The 22,173-nt window shown below is 44.2% G+C and carries 23 protein-coding genes; 7 read left to right on the top strand and 16 right to left on the bottom strand.

Features of this window, described 5'->3' with window-relative positions:
• Nucleotides 1-208 precede the first annotated feature (208 nt).
• Nucleotides 209-478 (bottom strand): hypothetical protein, encoded by a 270-nt coding sequence (locus LYZ37_RS05495; protein WP_272786807.1) that lies wholly within the window; start codon nucleotides 476-478, stop codon nucleotides 209-211.
• A 195-nt stretch (nucleotides 479-673) separates the two neighbouring features.
• Between LYZ37_RS05495 and mnmA the strand changes: the two genes are divergently transcribed.
• The 3 genes from mnmA to purB all read left to right on the top strand — a co-directional run bounded on the left by mnmA (nucleotide 674) and on the right by purB (nucleotide 3,970).
• Nucleotides 674-1,798 carry a tRNA 2-thiouridine(34) synthase MnmA gene (gene mnmA, locus LYZ37_RS05490; protein WP_272786806.1) on the top strand — a complete coding sequence of 375 codons (1,125 nt, stop codon included), beginning with the start codon at nucleotides 674-676 and terminating at the stop codon, nucleotides 1,796-1,798.
• A gap of 18 nt (nucleotides 1,799-1,816) precedes the next feature.
• Complete coding sequence (gene hflD / locus LYZ37_RS05485; protein WP_272786805.1) at nucleotides 1,817-2,434, top strand: high frequency lysogenization protein HflD; 618 nt, start codon at nucleotides 1,817-1,819, stop codon at nucleotides 2,432-2,434.
• A 165-nt stretch (nucleotides 2,435-2,599) separates the two neighbouring features.
• The gene (purB, locus tag LYZ37_RS05480) at nucleotides 2,600-3,970 is read left to right on the top strand and encodes an adenylosuccinate lyase (protein WP_004746870.1); all 1,371 of its coding nucleotides are present in this window, start codon (nucleotides 2,600-2,602) and stop codon (nucleotides 3,968-3,970) included.
• A 184-nt stretch (nucleotides 3,971-4,154) separates the two neighbouring features.
• Here the strand turns inward: purB and LYZ37_RS05475 are convergent, their stop codons facing one another.
• From LYZ37_RS05475 to htpX, 9 genes are all read right to left on the bottom strand, one after another.
• The gene (locus LYZ37_RS05475; protein WP_272786804.1) at nucleotides 4,155-4,688 is read right to left on the bottom strand and encodes a DUF3833 domain-containing protein; all 534 of its coding nucleotides are present in this window, start codon (nucleotides 4,686-4,688) and stop codon (nucleotides 4,155-4,157) included.
• Nucleotides 4,688-5,233 carry a chalcone isomerase family protein gene (locus LYZ37_RS05470; protein ID WP_272786803.1) on the bottom strand — a complete coding sequence of 182 codons (546 nt, stop codon included), beginning with the start codon at nucleotides 5,231-5,233 and terminating at the stop codon, nucleotides 4,688-4,690. The genes LYZ37_RS05475 and LYZ37_RS05470 overlap by 1 nt, the downstream gene beginning before the upstream one ends.
• Complete coding sequence (locus LYZ37_RS05465; RefSeq protein ID WP_272786802.1) at nucleotides 5,187-5,708, bottom strand: DUF2878 domain-containing protein; 522 nt, start codon at nucleotides 5,706-5,708, stop codon at nucleotides 5,187-5,189. Before LYZ37_RS05465 ends, LYZ37_RS05470 begins: the two co-directional genes overlap by 47 nt.
• A 23-nt stretch (nucleotides 5,709-5,731) precedes the next feature.
• Nucleotides 5,732-6,979: an SAM-dependent methyltransferase gene (locus LYZ37_RS05460; protein WP_272786801.1), complete on the bottom strand. Its 1,248-nt coding sequence runs from the start codon at nucleotides 6,977-6,979 to the stop codon at nucleotides 5,732-5,734.
• Between the two features lie 15 nt (nucleotides 6,980-6,994).
• Nucleotides 6,995-7,774, bottom strand: a complete 780-nt coding sequence (locus tag LYZ37_RS05455) for a DUF1365 domain-containing protein (RefSeq protein ID WP_272786800.1) — start codon at nucleotides 7,772-7,774, stop codon at nucleotides 6,995-6,997.
• A gap of 1 nt (nucleotide 7,775) precedes the next feature.
• Nucleotides 7,776-9,056 carry an NAD(P)/FAD-dependent oxidoreductase gene (locus LYZ37_RS05450; protein ID WP_272786799.1) on the bottom strand — a complete coding sequence of 427 codons (1,281 nt, stop codon included), beginning with the start codon at nucleotides 9,054-9,056 and terminating at the stop codon, nucleotides 7,776-7,778.
• Between the two features lie 10 nt (nucleotides 9,057-9,066).
• Nucleotides 9,067-9,795, bottom strand: a complete 729-nt coding sequence (locus tag LYZ37_RS05445) for an SDR family NAD(P)-dependent oxidoreductase (protein WP_272786798.1) — start codon at nucleotides 9,793-9,795, stop codon at nucleotides 9,067-9,069.
• Nucleotides 9,792-10,211: a nuclear transport factor 2 family protein gene (locus tag LYZ37_RS05440; protein ID WP_171322769.1), complete on the bottom strand. Its 420-nt coding sequence runs from the start codon at nucleotides 10,209-10,211 to the stop codon at nucleotides 9,792-9,794. Before LYZ37_RS05440 ends, LYZ37_RS05445 begins: the two co-directional genes overlap by 4 nt.
• A gap of 190 nt (nucleotides 10,212-10,401) precedes the next feature.
• Nucleotides 10,402-11,265, bottom strand: coding sequence for a protease HtpX (htpX, locus tag LYZ37_RS05435; RefSeq protein ID WP_004746881.1), 864 nt, complete (start codon nucleotides 11,263-11,265; stop codon nucleotides 10,402-10,404).
• A gap of 302 nt (nucleotides 11,266-11,567) precedes the next feature.
• On the opposite strand from htpX, the gene LYZ37_RS05430 reads away from it, so the two are divergent.
• Entirely contained in the window at nucleotides 11,568-11,735 is a 168-nt protein-coding gene (locus LYZ37_RS05430; protein ID WP_004746882.1) for a hypothetical protein, read from the top strand.
• Nucleotides 11,736-11,787: 52 nt separating this feature from the next.
• Here LYZ37_RS05430 and bioD read toward each other — a convergent pair whose 3' ends face one another.
• Genes bioD through bioB form a run of 4 tightly spaced genes read right to left on the bottom strand, consistent with a single transcriptional unit; the run spans nucleotide 11,788 to nucleotide 15,457 of the window.
• Entirely contained in the window at nucleotides 11,788-12,471 is a 684-nt protein-coding gene (gene bioD, locus LYZ37_RS05425) for a dethiobiotin synthase (protein WP_272786797.1), read from the bottom strand.
• Nucleotides 12,468-13,271 (bottom strand): malonyl-ACP O-methyltransferase BioC, encoded by an 804-nt coding sequence (bioC, locus tag LYZ37_RS05420; RefSeq protein ID WP_272786796.1) that lies wholly within the window; start codon nucleotides 13,269-13,271, stop codon nucleotides 12,468-12,470. Before bioC ends, bioD begins: the two co-directional genes overlap by 4 nt.
• A gap of 4 nt (nucleotides 13,272-13,275) precedes the next feature.
• Complete coding sequence (bioF, locus tag LYZ37_RS05415; RefSeq protein ID WP_272787146.1) at nucleotides 13,276-14,418, bottom strand: 8-amino-7-oxononanoate synthase; 1,143 nt, start codon at nucleotides 14,416-14,418, stop codon at nucleotides 13,276-13,278.
• Nucleotides 14,405-15,457, bottom strand: coding sequence for a biotin synthase BioB (gene bioB, locus LYZ37_RS05410; protein WP_004746890.1), 1,053 nt, complete (start codon nucleotides 15,455-15,457; stop codon nucleotides 14,405-14,407). The genes bioF and bioB overlap by 14 nt, the downstream gene beginning before the upstream one ends.
• Nucleotides 15,458-15,589: 132 nt before the next feature.
• On the opposite strand from bioB, the gene bioA reads away from it, so the two are divergent.
• A complete protein-coding gene (gene bioA / locus LYZ37_RS05405; protein ID WP_272786795.1) occupies nucleotides 15,590-16,867 on the top strand; it encodes an adenosylmethionine--8-amino-7-oxononanoate transaminase in 1,278 nt (425 codons plus the stop codon).
• Between the two features lie 75 nt (nucleotides 16,868-16,942).
• Here bioA and LYZ37_RS05400 read toward each other — a convergent pair whose 3' ends face one another.
• A complete protein-coding gene (locus LYZ37_RS05400) occupies nucleotides 16,943-17,626 on the bottom strand; it encodes a YccT family protein (protein ID WP_272786794.1) in 684 nt (227 codons plus the stop codon).
• A 106-nt stretch (nucleotides 17,627-17,732) separates the two neighbouring features.
• Nucleotides 17,733-18,746, bottom strand: a complete 1,014-nt coding sequence (locus tag LYZ37_RS05395) for a porin (protein WP_272786793.1) — start codon at nucleotides 18,744-18,746, stop codon at nucleotides 17,733-17,735.
• Nucleotides 18,747-19,262: 516 nt separating this feature from the next.
• On the opposite strand from LYZ37_RS05395, the gene dinG reads away from it, so the two are divergent.
• The gene (dinG, locus tag LYZ37_RS05390; protein ID WP_272786792.1) at nucleotides 19,263-21,335 is read left to right on the top strand and encodes an ATP-dependent DNA helicase DinG; all 2,073 of its coding nucleotides are present in this window, start codon (nucleotides 19,263-19,265) and stop codon (nucleotides 21,333-21,335) included.
• Between the two features lie 58 nt (nucleotides 21,336-21,393).
• Nucleotides 21,394-22,173, top strand: coding sequence for a sulfite exporter TauE/SafE family protein (locus LYZ37_RS05385; protein WP_272786791.1), 780 nt, complete (start codon nucleotides 21,394-21,396; stop codon nucleotides 22,171-22,173).

Below are 22,173 nucleotides of genomic sequence, written 5' to 3'. Positions count from 1 at the left end.
TGAATAAGGGATGAAAGGATGCCGGATTCTACCTTGCAGGTTTTAGGACGGCAACAAAAGGCATTATAGCAAACGTTTGCATCAGCAATTAAAATCTGAGCGGCTCTGAATGTAATAAATAAGTGGGATGGTCGATTGATGAAGCACCCACTTTTGATGAGTGCTCTTATCGCTATAGGCTGGCTGTTTTAACGAATGGAGTTGTGACTTATTCACCTTCCATAAAGCTAAGATCCGGTAAGCGATCTAGGTTCTCAGCGTAGCGCTTCAAGTTGAACTCACCTTCGTTTTTCATTACATCAAAGATTTCAATCGCTACTGCACACGCCATCATAGCGATAGCGTCTTCACGAGGCGTGCCCGTCATCATCAAACGCATTAAGGTTTCTTTCACCTTAACTGGATTTCCATCTTCTAGTTGGTTTTCGACAACTTCAATCAACTGGGCTTCTTCGATGATTTGGTTTTCTTCGCTCATTAGATTCACTCTGGCTCTCTTGAATTTTCGCCACTATGCCACATATACAAGTTTAATAGTCAAGTTTCCGCGATTTTCACTAAGCAAACGTCTAATAAACACCCGAAATCGAAGTGTGAGTTCGATCTCGGATCTGTCCCCTCGCTATGCTTTCTGATAAAATCTGCGTCCAGTTAAATTAAGTGGTGTTTAGTAATGTCTGACAACAGTCAAAAGAAAGTCATCGTTGGCATGTCCGGTGGCGTTGATTCATCTGTATCTGCCTATCTTCTTAAGCAGCAAGGCTATCAAGTTGAAGGCCTGTTTATGAAGAACTGGGAAGAAGATGACAACGAAGAATACTGTACAGCAGCTGAAGATCTTGCCGATGCGCAATCGGTCTGTGACAAGCTAGGCATTCACCTGCACACGATTAACTTTGCTGCGGAATATTGGGATAACGTATTCGAGTATTTCCTTGCTGAATACAAAGCAGGTCGTACACCTAACCCAGATATTCTGTGCAACAAAGAGATCAAGTTTAAAGCATTCTTAGAATTTGCGGATGAAGTGCTCGACGCAGATTATATCGCTATGGGTCACTATGTACGCCGTACATTCCCGACTCCAGAAGAGATTGAAAATGGCGTTAAGCCACGCATGCTTCGTGGTCTAGACAACAACAAGGACCAAAGCTACTTCTTGTACACGCTAAGTAGCGAGCAGGTTGCACGCAGCCTATTCCCTGTTGGTGATTTAGAAAAGCCAGAAGTTCGCCGCATTGCGGAAGAACAAGATCTGATCACGGCGAAGAAAAAAGACTCTACTGGTATCTGTTTCATCGGCGAACGTAAGTTCACAGATTTCCTAGGCCGCTACCTACCAGCGCAACCAGGCGACATTGAAACGCCAGAAGGTAAAGTGATTGGTAAGCACAACGGATTGATGTACCACACCTTAGGTCAACGTAAAGGCCTGCATATCGGCGGCCAAAAAGGCGGTGGCGGTAATGAAGACCCGTGGTTCGTTGGTGACAAAGATCTTAAGCGCAATGTCTTAATTGCTGTTCAAGGTAAAGATCACCCAATGCTCAAATCTCAAGGTTTGATTGCATCTCAACTACACTGGGTTGATCGTGAAGCGATTAAAGAACCGTTACAATGCACTGTAAAAACTCGCTACCGTCAAACAGATATCCCATGTACTATCATCCCTATCGATGATGAAAACATTAAAGTGATCTTTGACGAGCCTCAAATCGCTGTAACACCGGGGCAATCTGCTGTTTTCTATAAAGATGATGTTTGCTTAGGTGGCGGAATCATCGAAGAACGCATTTAATTTTAGGAGTAGAACTACGTGGCTAACACACTATATGACCGTACCATCGCCTTTGCAGGAATTTGCCAAGCTGTCGCCTTGGTACAACAAGTCGCAAAAAACGGTCACTGTGACTCTGACGCGTTTGAAACATCCCTAAAAGCGATCTTAAACACCAACCCAAATAATACTGTTGGTGTTTTCGGTCGTGAATCTGACCTCAAGCTTGGTTTAGAGTGTTTGGTTAAAGGGATCGATAGTACTCCTAATGGTAGCGAAATTACCCGTTACATCATTAGCCTCATGGCGCTTGAGCGTAAACTTCAGACTCGAAATGATGCCATGTCTCAGCTAGGCGATCGCATTCAAATGTTAGAACGCCAACTTGAACATTTTGAGCTACTTGATGAGCAGATTATCAGCAACCTTGCCAGTGTCTATCTCGATGTGATCAGCCCGGTTGGTCCACGTATTCAAGTCACTGGTACGCCATCAGTGCTGCAACAGACGTCGAATCAGCACAAAGTTCGAGCGCTTCTTCTATCCGGTATTCGCAGTGCCGTTTTATGGCGCCAGGTTGGCGGTAAACGTCGTCACCTAATCTTTGGACGCAAGAAGATGGTTGAGCAGGCACAAATACTTTTAGCTCGAATCTAACGTAAAATTAATAGCTCGCGCAGGACGCGAGCTTCTTCTTTTATACCGAAGCCCTTTCTTACAAAATAAGAGCAAAGCAAACGTTTGCGCAATATTCGTGACAAACGCGTTTGTAATTGGTATAAAGCACACAAAATTTAGAAACTCAATTTTCAGGAGAACATCATGGAACTGTCAGCATTGACTGCTGTTTCACCAGTAGACGGTCGTTACGGAAGCAAAACAATCGCACTTCGCAGCATCTTTAGTGAGTTTGGACTACTAAAGTACCGCTCTATCGTTGAAATTCGTTGGTTACAAAAGCTTGCAGCTACAGATGCAATCACAGAAGTACCAGCATTCAGCGCTGAAGCAAACAAGTTCCTAGATGAGCTAGCAGCAAACTTCTCTGAAGAAGACGCAGCACGCATCAAAGAGATCGAGCGTACAACTAACCACGACGTTAAAGCGGTTGAGTACTTCCTAAAAGAGAAAGTTGCAGGTGTTCCTGAGCTTCACGCTGTAAACGAGTTCATTCACTTTGCTTGTACTTCAGAAGACATCAACAACACCTCTCACGCGCTAATGCTGAAAGAAGCTCGTGACGAAGTGATTCTTCCTGAAATCAAAAACATCATTGATGCTATCAAAGCACTTGCTGTTGAATATCGTGACATCCCTCTTCTATCTCGTACACACGGCCAGCCTGCTTCTCCTTCTACTATGGGTAAAGAGATGGCGAACGTGGCGTACCGTATGGAGCGTCAATACAAGCAGATCGCTAACGTTGAAATCCTGGGTAAGATTAATGGTGCTGTAGGTAACTACAACGCTCACCTTTCTGCTTACCCAGAGGTAGATTGGCACCAATTCTCTGAAGAATTCATCACTGAGTCTCTAGGCGTAACTTGGAACCCATACACAACTCAAATCGAACCACACGATTACATCGCTGAGCTATTCGATGCGGTTGCACGTTTCAACACTATCCTAATCGACTTCGACCGTGACGTATGGGGCTACATCGCGCTAGGTCACTTTAAGCAGAAGACGATTGCTGGTGAGATCGGCTCTTCAACAATGCCACACAAAGTTAACCCAATCGACTTTGAAAACTCAGAAGGTAACCTAGGTCTTGCGAACGCAGTGTTCGGCCACCTAGCACAGAAACTTCCAATCTCTCGCTGGCAGCGTGACCTAACTGACTCAACAGTATTACGCAATCTAGGTGTTGGTGTGGGCTACGCAATCATCGCGTACACGTCAACACTAAAAGGCATCAGCAAGCTAGAAGTTAACCGCGAAGCACTGCTTGCGGAACTAGACCAAAACTGGGAAGTTCTAGCTGAGCCAGTACAAACTGTTATGCGTCGTTACGGCATCGAGAAGCCATACGAGAAGCTAAAAGAGCTAACTCGTGGTAAGCGTGTAGATGGCGAAGCAATGCGTAACTTCATCGACGGTCTTGAGCTACCAGAGCACGAGAAAGCACGTCTAAAAGAGATGACGCCAGCAAACTACATCGGCCAAGCGATTGAGCTAACTGATAAGTTGTAATAGCTGGAAAATATGAGGGTTGATGTGAAAGCGTCAACCCTTTTTGTTTAGGAGAGCTAGAAAACTGGAAAACTAAGGTTGAGTGAGCACGCTAGAGAGCCAACTTTATTTTTCCCGAAGGGCGAAGCCCGCTCCCGTTTTCCAAAAGCGCAGCGTTCCATAGGACGAAGTCCGTTCCTCTACCTCACTGCTTCTGGAAAAACAGCGTAATCTTCCCGACTTCAATGCCAAACTTCTTAATCTTGGTCAGATTAAAAACATGCTTTTCATCTTGGCGGTATAACCAATCATCGAAGCTGACGACCACGGTAGAGTCTTCCATCTTTAGTTCAAAATCATATTGCCACTGAAGTGCATTGCCCACTTCTCTCCCTGTTGCGACTCCAATGATGTCGTCAGCACTTCCTTGATATCGCCCATCGCCTAAGCGTTCAATGGTCCAAATTCGTTGAGATTTTTCACCATCATCAAACACGAAATCCTCAACTAAGGTCAAAGTATTCTCTTTTACACTACCGACAATCACCACTTCAAAGCGGCGAGTCTGCTTGTTGGTGTAATCTTGCACCATGCCCCAAGCCATTAACTCCCCTTCAAAGTACTCAAACAAGTTGAATTCAGGTTTGCTGTCTCTGTAGTCATCTAAGTCGCTCGTACAACCTAAAGTCAGTAGAGTGCATAGCAATAGTAATATCGTCTGCCCTAGGCGCTTAAACATCAATTTCTCCCAATTAAACGTTCTCTGAGTCCCGGATACTCAGTATTTGGTGATAACCATATTGCGAGAAAAGCATCGTTAAACGCCTCTTCTTCAATAGAACCGATAAGTTGCTGGTTTGCCTGTGGCTTGGAGTAATAGAAGTTGCCTGTGTAACCATCTGTCACGTAGGTCAGGTTGTTGCCTTCTTTAATGTCTGGGAAGATATTTTCGAGCCGAGACGCCCACTTTGTCGTATCCGTTTGCTCGTAGCCAAGCTTTTCCCACTGCTCAACCGTCGCGTCTAACAATTGTTTTTGAGAAATGTCTCTTTGGTAAGTAATCGATAGCGCAAGGGGATGAGGAGTAATATCCTGAGCAACAACATACCCACCATTTGGCGTCAGCAATTGTGACTCATAAATATCAAAGAACAACATCGTCAACTGAGCCTGCCCCACACTAGACCAGTTTTTCCAGCTATCTACGTTATGTCTTGAAGACTCAGACGCAAAAACGTTACCGGTCAGCACTAGGAATGCTGTTATTACTGTTATGCACTTCATGTCCATATACCTTCATAATCAATGCAATGATTAGAGTCCACTCTACGAGCAATATGCCCACGATAGTGAAAGTAGAAGCCCCAAATGACACAGCTCCAAGGCTTTCTCCTGCTATATAGCTGAGTGCACCTCCAATCCCTCCTACCACTGATACGATGGCTAAAGGATACTGGCTCAATATCGGGTACAAAAAATGCGTATACCAAGCAAAGATAAGCCACAATGCAAACAGCCATACCGGGAAGTATTCATGTTGAAACTGAAACCAGCCAATCGTTAGGTTAGTAAAATCAACCAACAGGCCTAATACAACAATTAGACCATACTTAAGCCAACTCAAATTCTCTTTAACGGCGGATATAGCGAGCGTCAGTACAACAAGTGAGAGCGTCACATATTGCAGGTTATAATTGCCGATAACAGCGCTGAACCAGATAACTTGAAACCAAGTTGAGGCAATAAGTAACCGCTTCATTACCTGCTCCTTTAGCTCAGCTTCTATGGACGCTGAAACGTCATATGAACTGTACTGATCGATTTGGCGCGGAAACCACCTTCACAATAGCAAAAGTAGTAATTCCACATTCGGACAAATCTGTCATCAAATCCCAGTTCAGAAACCTGTTCGCCCGCTTGGTTAAACTTCAAATACCAATCTTTAAGAGTCTTGGCATAGTCTTCCCCAATGTCGTATAGATCTCTAAGAATTAGATCACTATGTTTTGTTGTGGACTGTGTTAACGCAGTGATCGACGGTAAAAAGCCACCAGGGAAAATATACTTCTGAATAAAATCAACGTTATTGCTGTAATAATCGTATCGTTGGTCTGCGATGGTGATGGCTTGGATTGCCATCAGTCCACCCGACTTCAATAATGATTGGCATTTTTGGATGTAAGAGGTCAAAAACTGCTTGCCAACAGCCTCGATCATTTCAATTGAGACTAGCTTATCAAAGGTCCCTTCCAACAAGCGGTAGTCCTGTTTGAGCAGGGTAATCTTGTCTTGCAAGCCCTTCTCTTCAATCTTCCGCTTCGCATATTGAAACTGCTGTTCTGAAATAGTGGTAGTGGTAACGTGGCAACCATAGTTTTCTGCCATATAGATCGCCATTGCCCCCCACCCAGTACCTATCTCAATCACACTATCACTAGAGGTGAGCTTCAACTGCTTACACAGGCGCTCCATCTTGTTGATTTGGGCTTGCTCTAGCGTATCACTAGGCGAGTGGTAAATGCCCGACGAGTAAAGCATGCGACTATCAAGAAATGTCTCGTAAAGCTCATTACTCAGGTCGTAGTGAGCTTCAATGTTTTTAGCAGAGTTCTCTACTGTATTGCGATTTAACCAGTGGCCAACTTGATACATAAGCTTCGACAAAAAGCTTGAACGACTTTCTATAGTGTCTAAAGTTGATAGGTTCATTGCCATCAACTCCATTAAAGCCGTGAGATCAGGGCTTTCCCACCATCCGTCCATATAGGCTTCACCAGCCGCAATGCTGCCGCCTTTCAGTAAGCGAGCATAGAAGGCAGGATTTTTAACCTCAATAATGGCACTAGGTTGCCCCTTCCGTGGGCTACCAAAGCTCTCTCTGACTTGAGGAGCCCCTTGCGAACCAAAAGATTCAATGATGGTCAAGGAGCCATACTGAATCTTGTACAAACATGAAAATGCGATGTTTCGCGCTGTTTTTTGCACCGAAGTTAATTGCGTAGGCAAAGGTAGCGTTTGTGAATTAATCATTTCCTAGGCTCCTTGTTATTTTTCTATTTTCGCGCTTTGAGTCTGTTCAATTTCATCACCCTGCCTATATTTGGGGTGAGAATAAAACGGCGCTCCTTTGATCCAGAGTTTTAATGCGTGCCAATAAATGCCCACAGTCACTTTTACTGCCATTATTGGAGTAACGATCAAATGTTTAAGTAGAACTCGCGAACACAGTGGTTCCCTAGCCATTTTCATTGTGGCGTCAAACTCTTTGTGACTTCGATGACACTCCAAGTGAATCGAGAGCCGCTGGTCAATAGGCTTAATTTTCCAAACATACTCTTGCTCAATCGGATTAAAAGGCGAGACATGAAACGCTTTTGCGTGCCTCCAAGTTTCTTCGTCATTTGCATCCAATAAATAGTAGTAACGTTCATTCCAAGGTGTGTTGCTAACTTCAGCCAATAGGTAGCGCCAGTTTTGCTTTTCATCATAAATGTAGTAGAAATTGACCGGACTAAAATAGATACCAAAATACCTTAGGTGAACTACCGCTTTGACGCTTCCTTTCGTGGCTTCTCCACCTAGCTCAACGACCTTATTTAATACCGCCTGTTTTAAGTCCCCTGAACCCAAATAATCATCGCGTTTGAATCTAGCCCAATGCCACCAACGAGTACCGAATCCCCACACCTTGTTTTGCAAAGATTCAAGCTCATCTAAGTCGAGGCACGGCATAAACAAACGGTAGTTCAAGGCGTGCTGAACTGGAGTAAAGCGCCGGTGCCTTACATCCCCAACAAACAGGCAGCTCCCATTCGCTTCAGACATCTTAAGCCGCTCCCTGAGAACGTAGATTGGCATCAAGCAAGTTAATACCTCTCACTATGTCTAGAGCGCTACGTACACCGTCCTCATGGAAGCCGTTATACCAATAAGCACCACAGAACCAAGTTCGAGATAGACCGTTAATTTCGTCGCGTCGAGACTGAGCCTCTATTGATTGCTGGTTAAAGACTGGATGGTGATAAACAAAGCGCTTCAATATCTTCTCTTGCTCAATCTGTTCACTACTGTTGAGTGAGACGCAGAAGGTTTTCGGTGCATCAATGTGCTGCAATATGTTCATATTGTAGGTCAAAGTCGGCGCTCTACTCTGTTCACCTTCACTACCTTCAAGCCAATAGTTCCAAGACGCCCAAGCCGCTTTTCGCTTCGGCAGTAAGCTTTCATCGGTATGCAAAATGACTTCATTGGCTTGATAAGCGAGATTGGATAAAACAGATTGCTCAGTTGCGCTCGAATCTTTGAGAAGTTGCAATGCCTGATCACTATGGCAGGCAAACACAACTTGATCGAACCTCTCGGTCTGTCCATTGAAATGCAGCGTCACTCCTGCTTGATCTCTGACGACAGAATCGATAGGAGTGTTAAGACGGATCTTATCAGCAAAACCTCGGGTAAGTGGCTTAATGTAAGCTCTTGATCCACCTTTAATGACATACCATTGCGGGCGATTGGTGACATCCAATAAGCCGTGGTTAAGGAAGAATCTTGCAAAGAAAGGCAACGGAAACGCTCGCATATCTGCTAGCGTCGAAGACCAAATAGCAGCCCCCATTGGCAAAATATAGTTGTCACAGAAGTAGTCACTAAAATTACGTGAAGTGAGGAAGTCACCGAGTGTTAATTCGACCATATTGGGCTGATTGGCTATCTCCTTCACTTCTTTGTTGAAACGGAGAATTTCAAAGATGAAAGAGTAAAATTTAGGATTTAACCAATTGCGCTTTTGAGCAAACAGCGTCGACACTGTGTGGCCATTATATTCAAGACCATTGCTGTCGTTTCTCACGCTGAAGCTCATTTGGCTCGGTCTGCCCTCTACTCCAATCTCTTCCATCAAAGCGATAAAATTAGGGTATGTTCTGTCGTTGTAAACAATGAAGCCTGTATCGACGGCATAAGAATTACCGTCTACTTCCACATCGACGGTAGCTGTATGCCCGCCGATGTAATCATTCGCTTCAAACAAGGTGACGTCGTGCTCTCTATGCAAATAATAGCCGCAAGTTAGCCCAGAGATTCCCGTTCCTATGATTGCTATTTTCATCGTTTTATTCCTATCCTTGAGCAAGTAGTTTGGCAGTCAGTGCGTTTTGCCAACGATATGGGAGAGCACCGATCAAACGTAAAATTGAGGTGAACTTCCTAGGGAAATAGATATGGTCTTTTCCTTTCGCCAGTCCATCTCTGATCTCTTGAGATGCCCGCTGTGGCGAGATCAACATCGGCATTTCAAAGGTGTTCTTGTCGGTGAGCGGTGTTTTGACAAATCCGGGGTAAATAATCGAAACATCTATCCCCTGCGGCTTAAGATCTACCTGAAGAGTTCGTGCTAGATAGCTCACTGCTGCTTTTGATGCGCCATAAGCTTCTGCTCGCGGAAGGGCGACTTCACTCGCTATCGAACCTACGATGGCGAGTCGTTGTCCAGGAACAAAATACTTCTGGCAAGCCTCGATGGCATTAGTGAGCCCGATAACGTTAATGTCGAAAACGCGCTTCATAAGCAGCGCATCAAGCTTGCCGTCATCGATATACTCGCAATCCCCCGCATTCAAAATCCATAGGTGCGGAGTGCTGTGCAATTTACTTAGAGCATGAGTTGTTGCTGCTAGGTCAGTGAGATCAAAAGCGATCGGGTGTAAGTTGGTGTACGTGTCTTTGAGTTCACTTAACCGCTCTTCATTTCTTCCGCAGGCATAGACCTCGAAGCCATTATCGGCGTAATCTTTTGCAAGTTGGAGACCAATCCCTGAAGTGGCTCCGGTTATCAGTACCGTCTTCATTTGCCCAACCTTTGCTTAATCGTTTTAATCACTGAGCCGAGCAGAGGCAGGTTTTCATAGAGCATCTCACCAAGGTCAAAGTAATCGCGATGGTAAATAACTCGACCTTGCGAAAACTTTAGGTGGCTGACGCCATTCACGTATATCACAGAACCTTTTGATAACTTTGGATGCTCTAGAGCCATCTGCCACGTTAGAAATCCGCTATTTCCCGTTTGTTGGTGCTCTAAAATATTGAAATCGCAACGCGTCACATTGGTATAAAGCGATTCAAAGTAGCTTTCTAACTCTTGCCAACCTTCTAGTCTGTGAGCAGCATCTTCAAACACCACCTCGTCATGATAAACATCAGACAAAAGATGAAGATTTGATTTGTTCAGCTGCTGATAAACCTCGCCTACCGCCTGTACATCCATTTAAAGCACCTCTCACAATCTTGTACATAAATATATTTTGTACAACAATCTAACCATAGATGATTTCTTAAAGTTGTACAAATTTTTATTTGTTTAATTTTTTGTATAACTTGTACGAGAAGATTTTTAAAAGGGATCAAAAAAAGGCTTGGTTATAAACCAAGCCTTTTCAATCAATTAGAAGTTAAATCTACGAATTGCGCAGTGCTGAGATACGTTTATCTAGCGGTGGGTGACTCATCAGTAGCTCTGTCATAGAGCGTTTGCCGTTGATGCCAAACGCCATCATAGAGCCTTCTAGTTGAGACTCGTGGCTTACTTTTAGTCGCTCTAGTGCTGCAATCATCTTATGCTTACCCACTAACTGGGCCGCCCCTGCATCAGCATGAAACTCACGATGACGGCTGTACCACATGGTGATGAAGCTCGCCAAGAAGCCAAACAACAACTCCAACACCATACTTACACCAAAGTAGACCATCATGTTGCTTCCACCCTCTTCTTCATTATCGTTAGACGCGACAATGTTGGCGATAAAACGCGATAAGAAGATAACAAAAGTGTTCACTACACCTTGCATCAAAGTCATGGTTACCATGTCACCATTCGCAATATGGCTCACTTCATGCGCAAGAACCGCTTCTGCTTCATCGCGGGTCATGTTGTGAAGAAGACCTGTTGAGACAGCAACTAAAGAGTCATTACGCTTTGCGCCCGTCGCAAATGCGTTGATATCTGCTGAGTCGTAAATCGCAACCGTCGGCATACCAATACCCACTTGCTCTGATTGACGACGAACCGTTTCTAATAACCAATGTTCAGTCTCGTTACGTGGACTTTCAATGACCATGCCGCCAACAGAGCGAAGCGCCATGCCCTTTGACATCATCAATGAGATAAATGAACCACCGAAACCAAAAACAGCAGCCATCACAAGCAAGCCAGATAAGCTACCTGGTTGCATTCCCGTCATTGCATAAACAATGTTAAGAACAACACTTAACACCAGAACAACAGCTAAGTTGGTTGCAAGAAATAACATTACTCGCTTCATTACTTTTCTCCAAAAACCGGAAGCATTTTATTATCGCCCTAAGAATCACTCTTGGGACTGTTCTTTACCTAATAGATATAGTCTATCCCCTTTAATTACAAGGTTAAGAAGTAAATTGAAACATTTGATTTCTAGAAAGTAAGTTTAGATTTAACACTTAACAAACAATAGATATGAACAATGAATGGAGAGCCATAAATAAGGCTACGACTTTTGCGTTAGACTTTGGTCGTATTGTGACTGTTTTCAAACGTGCTAGATTTAGCTGAGATTAAAAATCCATGTAATAAGGGAACAAAATCATGGTTGAAACTAACAACTATCAAATGGCTATTGATCTGTTGTGTTGTCATCTAGGTATTTCTGAGGATGAAGCAAAGCAACAACTTGGAATCTCAGTTGAGGATCAAACTCAAAAACGCATTATCGAAACACAAAGTGCCTTAATGGGTTTAAACCAAGACAAGTAACAAAGACTAATGTTTAAAAGGCTGCCAATGTGAATTGGCAGCCTTTTGCTTTTTATCGATTCAGAAGTGGCGAAACATCAATGTATTTCGCCAAATCTTTGCGCTTAACTTTGGGAACATACGGAATTTCACCCAGTTTTGGCGCTGAAATTTTATTTTCAAGCATTTCGATAATTTCAGCGTAGTGCTCTGTGCCTGGGTTAACTCGGTTTGCTACCCAACCGATCACTTCCACACCATCCGCTTTAATCGCATCGAGCGTTAGCATTGCATGGCTAAGACAACCAAGTTTAATACCAACTACCAATACCACTGGCAATTTTTCTTGCTGTACCCAACTTGATAAGCACTCCTGATGAGAAACCGGTACGCGCCAACCGCCTGCACCTTCAACCAGTACGATATCTGAGTTTTGTTTGTGCTCAGAGAGTTTGTCACTCAGTACTGAATATTCGATTTCCACATTCTCACGAATAGCGGCAATGTGAGGAGAGGCAGGAAGCTCCAATGCATAAGGGTTAACGTCATCGTATGCAACACTCACTGTTGCAGCTTCTTGTAGATACAAAGCATCCGAGTTACGGAAACCTTGCTCAGTTTTGTCACTGCCTGCCGCTACTGGCTTGTAGCCAATCGTTTTCAAATCCTTTTCAGCAAGCGCATTCAAGATTGCTTTTGAAGCAACCGTTTTTCCAACATCGGTATCCGTACCCGCAATAAAAAATGCATCAATCATAGATTAATAACCCCTAAACAGACCTGATATGTTGCAGGTAGAAGACCCTGATGATTTCGATAAGTTTGATATTCATCTTCGACTCTGAGTAATGCGCTACGACTTGTTAGCCCATTCGCTCGCCCATCGATGTGGGTTGCGCCGATGCCTTTTAAGTCACGCATTAGCGCAAAAGACGTTTCATACCAAACCTTCATAGGCGCTAAGTCTAGTTGATGCGCATGGCATTCAGATTGCGCTAACGCAATTTTTACCTGATTGAATGGAATAAAGTCATTGACGTGTTGATATGAGTCAATTTTTGCCCATGCCTGTTTCAGTTCAAGTAACGAGCCATCGAGTAACGTGGATAAATACGCATACCCCTTCGGCTTCACTACACGCTTAATCTCTCTCAAAGGAATACTAAGGTCGTCGCACCACTGCAATGCAAGGCTAGAAAAGACGTAATCGAACTCATTACTCTTAAATGGCAAACACTCCGCATCTCCTTGTTGATAGTGAACATTGGCCTCTCCACAGCGTAGTTTGGCTTCTGCGAGCATCTTGTCAGATAGATCGAAGCAGACGACAGTTGCACCGCGCTTTAAAAGCTCAAATGAAAAGTATCCGGTTCCGCAGCCAATATCGAGCACGGTTTTTCCAGTAAGGTCTTGGGGCATTTTATCGAGCAGGCGATGTCCAACCTCACGTTGAAACGCCGCATGTTGGTCGTAGGTATTTGCAGCTCGGCCAAATGCTTCTGCAATCGCGGCTTTGTTAACCATGTCCTTAGAATCTATCACTACAGCTTGATTCATTAACTTACATTCCTTTCACAGCTTGCTTAAGTGCATCAGCTAATTTGATGACACCTTGCTTATCATGTTTTGCGGTGAGTGTAATTCTCAACCGTGCGCTGCCAGCTGGTACGGTAGGTGGGCGAATCGCCGTCACCCAGAAACCCTGTTGGCGAAGCTGATTGGATACGCTCATCGCTTTGTCAGCAGAGCCCACTATGAAGGGCTTTATTGGGGTAATCGTCTCTCTGTAGCCTTCACAATCCAGAAGTTGATCATCAAAACATCGAGATAGCTCAGCGAGTTTTTCTCTGCGCCACTCTTGTGTCTCGATCATCTCTGCTGCTTTACTTAGTGCCACGGCTTGAGAAGGCGGAATCGCCGTTGAGTAAACATGATGTTTGGCAAACTGGGTTAAGTAGTCTCCAACAGAGTCGCTACACATAATCGCAGCTCCCGATAGACCAAACGCTTTACCAAAGGTCACCACCAGTATCTCAGGTAGGATCCCAGCGCAATCACAACTGCCCTTCCCTTTGTTGCCCAATACTCCAACACCATGAGCATCATCAACCGCTAACCAAGCGTTTTGTTCAATGGCCGATTTAATTGCCTTAAGCGGAGAAAGGTCACCATCCATGCTAAACACACCTTCAGTCACGACCAAGGCACTCTGAGTAAGTAAGGTTTTTAAGTGTGTGACGTCATTGTGCTTGAAGCGCTTCAACGTTGCGGGAGAAAGCATGCCCGCCTCAATTAAAGAAGCATGATTTAACTTATCTTGCAGCAGAAGATCTTGTTTTGTTAGCAAAGAGAACAGTAGCGCTTGATTGGCAGAAAAACCGGATCCAAACAATATCGATCGCTCAAAGCCAAGCCACTGACACAAGGTCTCTTCAAGTTTTTGGTGCGCAGAACTAAAACCTGTGACGAGTGGAGACGCGCCACTCCCATTGCCATATAGGTCGAGCCCCTCTTGCCATGCCTTAGTTAGCTCCTTATCTGAAGCTAAGCCAAGATAATCATTACTTGAGAAGTTTAGATACTCTTGCTCATCATGAGTTAAGCAGACGGTGTTGTTTGACTCTACAGCCTTAAGCGAGCGAGTTAAGCCCTTCGCTTTTCGCTCACTAAGGGCAGATTCAATACGTTGCTCAAACACTTGCATCGTAGAATAGGTCGTCTTTAGTTGGTCTCGCTGCAACTCGCTCTACAACGCGATCAAGAAGATCATTCTCTTCAATTTCATCAGGCTTTTGAGAAACTTCTTGGCTGTTAATACCAAGCTTATTAAATAGCTGCATATCTTTATCTTCTGACGGGTTTGGCGTTGTCAGCAATTTACAGCCATAGAAAACTGAGTTAGCGCCAGCCATAAAGCATAACGCCTGCATTTGCTCATTCATGTTTTCACGGCCAGCCGAAAGACGAACAGCAGAGCCTGGCATCATGATACGTGCAATCGCGATAAGGCGGATAAAGTCGAATGGCTCAACATCATCAACCTCTTCTAGTGGTGTACCTTTCACTTTAACGAGCATGTTAATTGGCACACTTTCAGGATGGGTAGGCAGATTCGCAAGCTCAACCAGTAGGCCTGCTCTGTCGTTCGCACTCTCGCCCATACCGATGATGCCACCAGAACAAATCTTCATTCCTGCATCACGAACGTGTGAAAGCGTGTCTAAGCGATCTTGGTAAGTACGCGTGGTGATGATGCTGCCATAGAACTCAGGTGAGGTATCTAGGTTATGGTTGTAATAGTCTAAACCTGCATCCGCAAGTGATTTTGCTTGGTCAGAGGTTAGCATACCCAGTGTCATACAGGTCTCTAGGCCCATCCCTTTGACACCTTTGATCATTTCAGTCAGGTGCGGCATGTCGCGCTCTTTTGGGTTCTTCCACGCAGCGCCCATACAAAAACGTGTTGAACCAGCGCTTTTTGCTTTTTGAGCAGCATCAAGCACGCGTTCAACTTCCATTAAGCGTTCTTTTTCAATATCCGTGGTGTAACGGGCACTTTGCGGGCAGTACTTACAATCCTCTGGACAAGCCCCAGTTTTAATAGAAAGCAGCGTGCTGACTTGTACATGGTTATGTTGTTGATATTGACGGTGAACCAATTGCGCTTCGAACAACAGATCCATAAATGGTTTTTCCATAAGGCCGCGAACTTGCTCAATAGTCCAGTTGTGACGTACTTCCACGTGCTTTCCTTTGATTATTGTTGGTTTGATTACTTGGCTAGTCTACTGACACCATGTAGACTGTCAACACAACAAAAAATCAAAAGTTTACATTTGATTATGTTTTAATCAATCAAATTTCAGGAACTGGACATGGATCTCGCTTTCGACCGCCGTCATATATGGCATCCTTATACTTCAACGTTAACACCTCTGACCTGCTACCCTGTGACATCAGCAAAAGGGGTTCACTTACAACTCGAAGATGGAAAACAGCTCGTAGACGGTATGTCTTCTTGGTGGTCGGCAATACATGGCTATAATCATCCTCATCTCAATGCAGCGGCTCATACTCAGATTGATAAAGTGTCTCACGTTATGTTTGGCGGGATCACGCATGACCCTGCCATCAATTTGTGCAAAAAATTACTCTCATTTGCGCCAAGCAATTTGCAGCATGTGTTTCTCGCAGATTCAGGGTCAGTAGCGGTTGAAGTCAGCTTAAAAATGGCACTGCAATATTGGCATGCGAAGGGTGAGTCTCGACCTAAATTCTTAACCCTGCGTGACGGTTATCATGGCGATACATTTGCCGCAATGTCAGTCACCGATCCAGATAATTCCATGCACTCTCTGTACAAGGGCTTCCTACCTAAGCACATTTTCGCTGCTTCGCCAAAAACAGGCTTTTGGCAAGATTGGGATCAAAGTGATCTTGATGACTTTAGGTCTAAGATTTCTCAGCATCATAAAGAGATTGCCGCTGTGATCTTAGAGCCGATTGTTCAGGGTGCCGGGGGAATGCGAATTTATCACCCAGAGTTCCTGAAAGGTGTACGAGAGCTGTGCGATCAATATGGCGTTTTGTTGATTCTCGATGAAATCGCAACGGGATTTGGACGCACAGGCAAAATGTTTGCTTGCGAGCATGCAGAAATTCAGCCTGACATTTTATGTGTAGGCAAAGCATTAACCAGTGGTTATATGACACTGTCAGCAGCGCTAGCCTCTAGTGAAGTCGCTAATACCGTTTGCGGAGGTGAAGCGGGCTGCTTTATGCATGGCCCAACTTTTATGGGTAACCCACTAGCCTGCGCCGTCGCCACTGCGAGTATGGAACTGCTAGAGAAAAATGAATGGCAAAACCAAACCGCTCAGATTGAACAGCTGTTTGCAGAATTGCTGCCTAAACTAAAAAAATATCAATTGGTTAAAGATGTTCGCTGGTTAGGTGCCATCGGCGTCGTTGAGACAACAGTTCCAGTTAATATGGAGAAGATTCAAGCGCTACTTGTTGAGCAAGGTGTGTGGATACGTCCATTTGGCAAGCTTATCTATATGATGCCACCTTATATCATTGATCCAGAACATATCGAGAAGTTGGTCTCTGCCATAGAAGCTGCACTCAATAGCCCAGAGTGTTTTAGTTAGTCGTCTGTATCACTCTCGCAAAAACAAAACAGGCTTCCAATTGGAAGCCTGTTTTAGATTCTATTCGAGTAACCATTACTCTTGGTCAATCATCCAACGGCGGAACGCTTTACGCTCTTCTTTAGATGCTTTTAGGTACCAAGCTTTTAGTTGTTCCACATTGCTAGTTGCTACTGGTTTAGCCGGAGAAGTTTTCTCGACTTTACTTGAAGTAGAAGTCACTGCAGCTGTCGTCGTTGCTGCTACAGCAATCGCTTGAGCTTCAACAGGCTTGTCGATAAGTTGACCGTTGTCGAAGAAAATACCATTTTTTTCATTATGCTCAGAAAGACTACTCTCTATACCTGAAAAAGGTAAGAAGCCAGACTTGCCTTTAATCTCAGCTTGCTGGTACTCAACTGGACGTCCATCAACCTTTACAGCCCATTTAGGGTCACCATTCTCAAAAGCTCTTCTCGCTTCAGTCATACTCCTGGCAACTGGGTGTTCCACGACAACTTCATCACCTGAAAGAGTAAATGTTAACACATAAGGCTTTGAGGTAAACACGTCACTACTTGACCCACGAGACATGTCTTTATCCATCTTAACGACAATTTGATTAAACCCCTCAGAGATTTTGTTCTCACCAATTTTGCTCTGCGAAGCTTGTCCGTTGATATAAAGAATGCTTACCCCACGTTTTGGGCTCAACGTTGCAGCATTTACTGAGCCAATTACCAAACCGCTCAATATAGCGATGACAAAACTAACCTTCATTATTAATCCCTATTAAAGATACAACAGCTAATATTTACATCAAAAAACAACAAAAGCCACCTTTTTAGGTGGCTTTTATATGTTCTAAGCTTTTCTTAAACTAAGATTAGAATGATGCTTCAACACCAATTGCTAGACCAGTGTTATCATCAACATCTTTCTGGTCAAAACCACCAACCTCAGCGTATAGCTTAGTGTTAGGTGCTACAGCGTAGGTAGTGTTCACGAACCAACGATCAACTTCTTTAGCCTTATCATCGTGATCAGCCAATGAGTAACCTGCAGCAAAACCTACTTTACCCATTGTGTAATCAGCAGCGAATGAAAGAATGCTGTTGTCAGACTGATCAGCGTCAGCATTTACTGCGTAGTAAGCAACAGATAGACCAACATTCTCAATACCACCGTAAACAACTTCTAGAGCGTAAGCTGTGTCGTCTTTCTTAGTAGTTGAATCGTCAGCGTTGTACTGAGAAGCAAATGCAGACAGGTCGAAATCAGCTACGCGGTAACCGAAGCGCGCATCGTAGTAAGTGTCTTGAGTACCACTCTTCTTAGACTCTGATTTTATGCTAGTCCCATCAAGAACTAGTCCTTGAGTAAGTTTGTTTTGAACAAAACCTAGAGTTGCGTAAAACGTACCGTTGTCGAAGTCGTAACGAACAGCTTCGTCAGAACACTCGTCAGTCGCTGCGTCTAGAAGAGTAGAAATACCGAATGCTTCATCTGAACCGATACCTAGGTCATCTGCAGCAGTACAAGTACGGCCGAATTTGATTGAACCAAAAGTTTTGTGGTAAGCCGCTACGTAAGTGTCGCCGTTACGAGTGATTTCAGAGTTAGTAGATTCAGAACCGTTGAATTCCCAGTACGCACCTACTGTCCAGTCGTCGTTAACCATGTAGCGGATGTCAAAGCCAAAATCTGCATCTTCGATACGCTGTTGCATTTGGCTGCTACCTTTACCGTCGACTTTAAGGTCGTTGCGGTAAACAACTTCGATATCACCTTTAAGGTTAACTGTTACGCCGTCTTGGTTGTATAGTTCGATAGCTGCGTTAGCAAACGGTGCTGCTGCTGATGCTGCTAGAACTGAAAGAGCTACTAGAGTCTTTTTCATAATAATCCACTGCCTTTTCTATAGAATGGGAATTCCTTGTCCGGTTCCCTTTATGTTTTTTGATGATGATTCCAATCTCTTACTGGTCAGATATCATCGCCACTTAATTTCGGGGTCTAGATTGCAAAAGATTATGCGACGTGTCAAATGATCTAAAAAACTTTGATAAAAAAACATAAAAATCATATATATCAGTAATTTACAGAATTTCAAGGTTAAATTTCGAGCGACATCATGGTTTAATGACGACTTTGTTAGTTTCTTCTAATAAAACTAATTTTAGATTTTTATCCTTCCAATTATGTTCTAAATAGAGTTAGACAAAATAATTCACTACAAAAGCAAAACCATTGGCGTGATATATTTTTTACATTTAGAATTAATTGTAAGTGCCTGAAGGTTCAGTTTTTTTTTGTGAACAAGATCCACATTTGATTAATAAGGATTCTATTTCGTGAACTAAGTAGTACTTAGAGAACTGTGCTATGATGCGACACCCGCAATATAGGTCACAGTATGCTAACCAGTAAAATTCAACAATCCATTCGTACCAGTTATCAAAATCTACAATCACAGCTAGAAAACTTTGTACCTCGTCGAGCTCAGAACTATCTTGTTGCGGAGATAGCAAAAACATTATGTGGCGAATATCACAAATCAACACGGATGATTGTCGCCGAAGCGGGCACAGGAATTGGTAAATCTCTCTCTTATTTAATGGCGACGATTCCTGTTGCCGTGCTGAATAATCGTAAAGTGGTTATTTCAACCGCGACTGTCGCGCTTCAAGAGCAATTGGTTGGAAAAGATCTGCCTCTATATAGAAGGCTCACAGATCGAGAGTTTTCGTTTATCTTGGCGAAAGGTCGCCAACGCTACTGCTGCGCAGAAAAACTGGCTTCAGCGAGTGGTGTAGATGGCGGTCAGCTCGCTATGTTTGAATCGAAACCAAAGAAGAAAGACATTGAGCTACTCGAAATCATGTATAAGTCTCTGGCACAAGGTAAGTGGGATGGTGATCGTGACAGTTGGCCTAAGCCAATCAAAGATGAGATCTGGCAATTAATAGTCAGTGATAAGCACAGCTGCAACCTTAGTATGCCTGCACATAGAGATTGCCCGTTTCAAAAAGCGCGTTCTGAGCTTGATAAAGCCGATGTCATCATTGCTAACCATAGCTTGGTCATGGCGGACGCAGATCTTGGTGGCGGTGTCATTCTGCCAGAACCAGAAAACACCATTTACGTTTTTGATGAGGCTCACCACCTGCCTCACGTAGCCCGTGACCACTCTTCTGCCGCGGCGAGTTTAAAAGGCGCAGCGAGTTGGCTTGAAAGACTCAACCAATCAGTGACTAAGTTTGCCAATATGGCCGATGAGAAACGAGTCGCTCGGTTTAGAAATGAATTGCAAGATTCAGTTCAACAGCTCATTCCTTCATTGAGCCAACTAGCAACTCGCTTTGACCCAGCTCATTTTGAGGAGAACATCTATCGTTTCGAAAATGGAGAACTGCCGAGCTGGCTTGAAGAAGAGGCCAAAGAGTTGAAAAAACTCTCCCAAAAAGGCGCGCAAGTAGTAGCCAAGGTCGCGGACCTTATCTCAGAGCGAGTAAAAGATGGTGAGCTTGCCAATCGACTCGCAGAACCCGCTTTAGCAGAATTAGGCTTCTATATTCAACGCATGGATAACCTCGCGCAAGTTTGGAACCTAATGGCAGAGCCATTAAGAGAGAAAGGCGCCCCACTTGCCCGTTGGCTAGAAGTAAGCCCAGAGCGTGAAGGTGATTTTGTGGTCAATGTTTCTCCGCTCGAAGTTGGTTGGCAGCTTGACCAACAAATATGGAGCCGCTGCGTAGGAGCCGTGCTCACATCCGCTACCATGCGAGCACTTAATTCCTTTAGCTTTTTCTGCCGTCAGGCAGGCGTGAGTGAAAAGGCGGAAGATGGCGTTAGATTCCTCGCGCTCGCTTCTCCGTTTGACTATCAAAACCAAGCAGAGCTACATATTCCGAAAATGTCCTGTGAACCTTCTGCGCCACAGTTTACCGAGCAGTTGATCGAAAAACTTCCTAATCTGGTTGAAAGTAATAAGGCAAACCTCGTTCTGTTCTCGTCTTATTGGCAGATGAACCAAGTGGCCGATGCCCTCTCAACAGATTTCGTAAAAAGAGGATGGGGCTTGCAGGTACAAGGGAAAGAGTCTCGCTCAGAAATACTAAAAAAACATAAAACACTGGTTCAGTGCCAGAAAACCAGCGTTCTTTTTGGTACTGGGAGCTTCTCTGAAGGGCTAGATTTGCCAGGAGAGCTATTAGAAAACTTAATTATCACCAAGATACCTTTCGCTGTTCCTACTTCCCCGGTTGAACAAGCTCACGCCGAATACATTGAAAGTCGAGGCGGGAACCCGTTTATGCAAATTACGGTACCAGAGGCAAGCAAAAAGTTGATTCAGTCAGTCGGTCGTTTGCTGCGTAAAGAGCAGGATTCTGGTAAAGTCATCATCCTTGATCGAAGAGTAGTGACCAAACGTTACGGCAGCGCGTTACTAGACTCACTCCCTCCGTTTAAGCGCATTATTGAATAACACTGGTCTAGAGGCCTATTCCTACTCTCTATATATAGAATTAAAGAAGAATAACTATATGGAACTTTTTGAGCCAACCATGTTGTTGGTGTTGGCACTGGTCGCTTTCTTGGCTGGATTTATCGATGCGGTTGCAGGTGGCGGCGGTATGCTTACCGTCCCGGCTCTGCTCTCTTTGGGATTGCCTCCGCATATTGCGTTGGGCACCAATAAGCTTGCTGCTACGTTTGCATCATCCACTGCCGCGTTTACCTACTATCGTAAAAAGCTATTTAAACCCCAATGTTGGCTTCGTGCTTTTGTTGCCACTTTAATTGGTGCCATATTAGGTACTCTGTTTGTTGACCTCATCAGTACCCAGTGGCTAGAAAAAATATTGCCACTGGTCATTCTTGCTGCAGCGATTTATACGATTTGGCACAAAACGCCAAGTAATGTGAATAATGAATCCCCGCAACCTTGCCCTGTGTTAAACAAAAAGCAGTATGCGCAAGGTTTAACGCTTGGGTTCTATGATGGTGTTGCTGGCCCGGGTACAGGCGCATTTTGGACAGTCAGTTCAATGGCACTGTATCGACTCAATATTTTGCTCGCTTCCGGCTTGGCCAAGGCGATGAATTTCACCAGCAACTTCACTTCTTTAGTGACCTTCGCGATACTTGGTCATATAGATTGGGTACTTGGCTTGACCATGGGCGTGTGCTTAATGGCGGGCGCATTTGTTGGCGCACACTCTGCGATACGCTTTGGCGCAAAATTCATTCGACCTGTTTTCGTTACGGTCGTCAGTATCCTTGCAGTAAAACTCGCATACGAAGCTTGGTTTGTTAACCTTTAG

Source organism: Vibrio tubiashii (assembly GCF_028551255.1).
In the GTDB taxonomy this organism is placed as follows: domain Bacteria; phylum Pseudomonadota; class Gammaproteobacteria; order Enterobacterales; family Vibrionaceae; genus Vibrio; species Vibrio tubiashii_B.
The sequence above is the reverse complement of the archived record's forward strand: the minus strand, read 5'-3'. Positions and strand labels throughout refer to the sequence as shown.

Bases quoted from the DNA above. Each gene is read 5' to 3' on its own strand.
- purB (WP_004746870.1), top strand. From the start codon at position 2,600: ATGGAACTGTCAGCATTGACTGCTGTTTCACCAGTAGACGGTCGTTAC.
- LYZ37_RS05385 (WP_272786791.1), top strand. From the start codon at position 21,394: ATGGAACTTTTTGAGCCAACCATGTTGTTGGTGTTGGCACTGGTCGCT.
- LYZ37_RS05440 (WP_171322769.1), bottom strand. From the start codon at position 10,211: ATGGATGTACAGGCGGTAGGCGAGGTTTATCAGCAGCTGAACAAATCA.
- htpX (WP_004746881.1), bottom strand. From the start codon at position 11,265: ATGAAGCGAGTAATGTTATTTCTTGCAACCAACTTAGCTGTTGTTCTG.
- LYZ37_RS05430 (WP_004746882.1), top strand. From the start codon at position 11,568: ATGGTTGAAACTAACAACTATCAAATGGCTATTGATCTGTTGTGTTGT.
- dinG (WP_272786792.1), top strand. From the start codon at position 19,263: ATGCTAACCAGTAAAATTCAACAATCCATTCGTACCAGTTATCAAAAT.
- LYZ37_RS05455 (WP_272786800.1), bottom strand. From the start codon at position 7,774: ATGTCTGAAGCGAATGGGAGCTGCCTGTTTGTTGGGGATGTAAGGCAC.
- bioF (WP_272787146.1), bottom strand. From the start codon at position 14,418: ATGCAAGTGTTTGAGCAACGTATTGAATCTGCCCTTAGTGAGCGAAAA.
- LYZ37_RS05495 (WP_272786807.1), bottom strand. From the start codon at position 478: ATGAGCGAAGAAAACCAAATCATCGAAGAAGCCCAGTTGATTGAAGTT.
- mnmA (WP_272786806.1), top strand. From the start codon at position 674: ATGTCTGACAACAGTCAAAAGAAAGTCATCGTTGGCATGTCCGGTGGC.
- LYZ37_RS05445 (WP_272786798.1), bottom strand. From the start codon at position 9,795: ATGAAGACGGTACTGATAACCGGAGCCACTTCAGGGATTGGTCTCCAA.
- LYZ37_RS05395 (WP_272786793.1), bottom strand. From the start codon at position 18,746: ATGAAAAAGACTCTAGTAGCTCTTTCAGTTCTAGCAGCATCAGCAGCA.
- LYZ37_RS05475 (WP_272786804.1), bottom strand. From the start codon at position 4,688: ATGTTTAAGCGCCTAGGGCAGACGATATTACTATTGCTATGCACTCTA.
- bioA (WP_272786795.1), top strand. From the start codon at position 15,590: ATGGATCTCGCTTTCGACCGCCGTCATATATGGCATCCTTATACTTCA.
- LYZ37_RS05470 (WP_272786803.1), bottom strand. From the start codon at position 5,233: ATGAAGTGCATAACAGTAATAACAGCATTCCTAGTGCTGACCGGTAAC.
- bioD (WP_272786797.1), bottom strand. From the start codon at position 12,471: ATGATTGATGCATTTTTTATTGCGGGTACGGATACCGATGTTGGAAAA.
- LYZ37_RS05450 (WP_272786799.1), bottom strand. From the start codon at position 9,056: ATGAAAATAGCAATCATAGGAACGGGAATCTCTGGGCTAACTTGCGGC.
- LYZ37_RS05400 (WP_272786794.1), bottom strand. From the start codon at position 17,626: ATGAAGGTTAGTTTTGTCATCGCTATATTGAGCGGTTTGGTAATTGGC.
- LYZ37_RS05465 (WP_272786802.1), bottom strand. From the start codon at position 5,708: ATGAAGCGGTTACTTATTGCCTCAACTTGGTTTCAAGTTATCTGGTTC.
- LYZ37_RS05460 (WP_272786801.1), bottom strand. From the start codon at position 6,979: ATGATTAATTCACAAACGCTACCTTTGCCTACGCAATTAACTTCGGTG.
- bioC (WP_272786796.1), bottom strand. From the start codon at position 13,271: ATGAATCAAGCTGTAGTGATAGATTCTAAGGACATGGTTAACAAAGCC.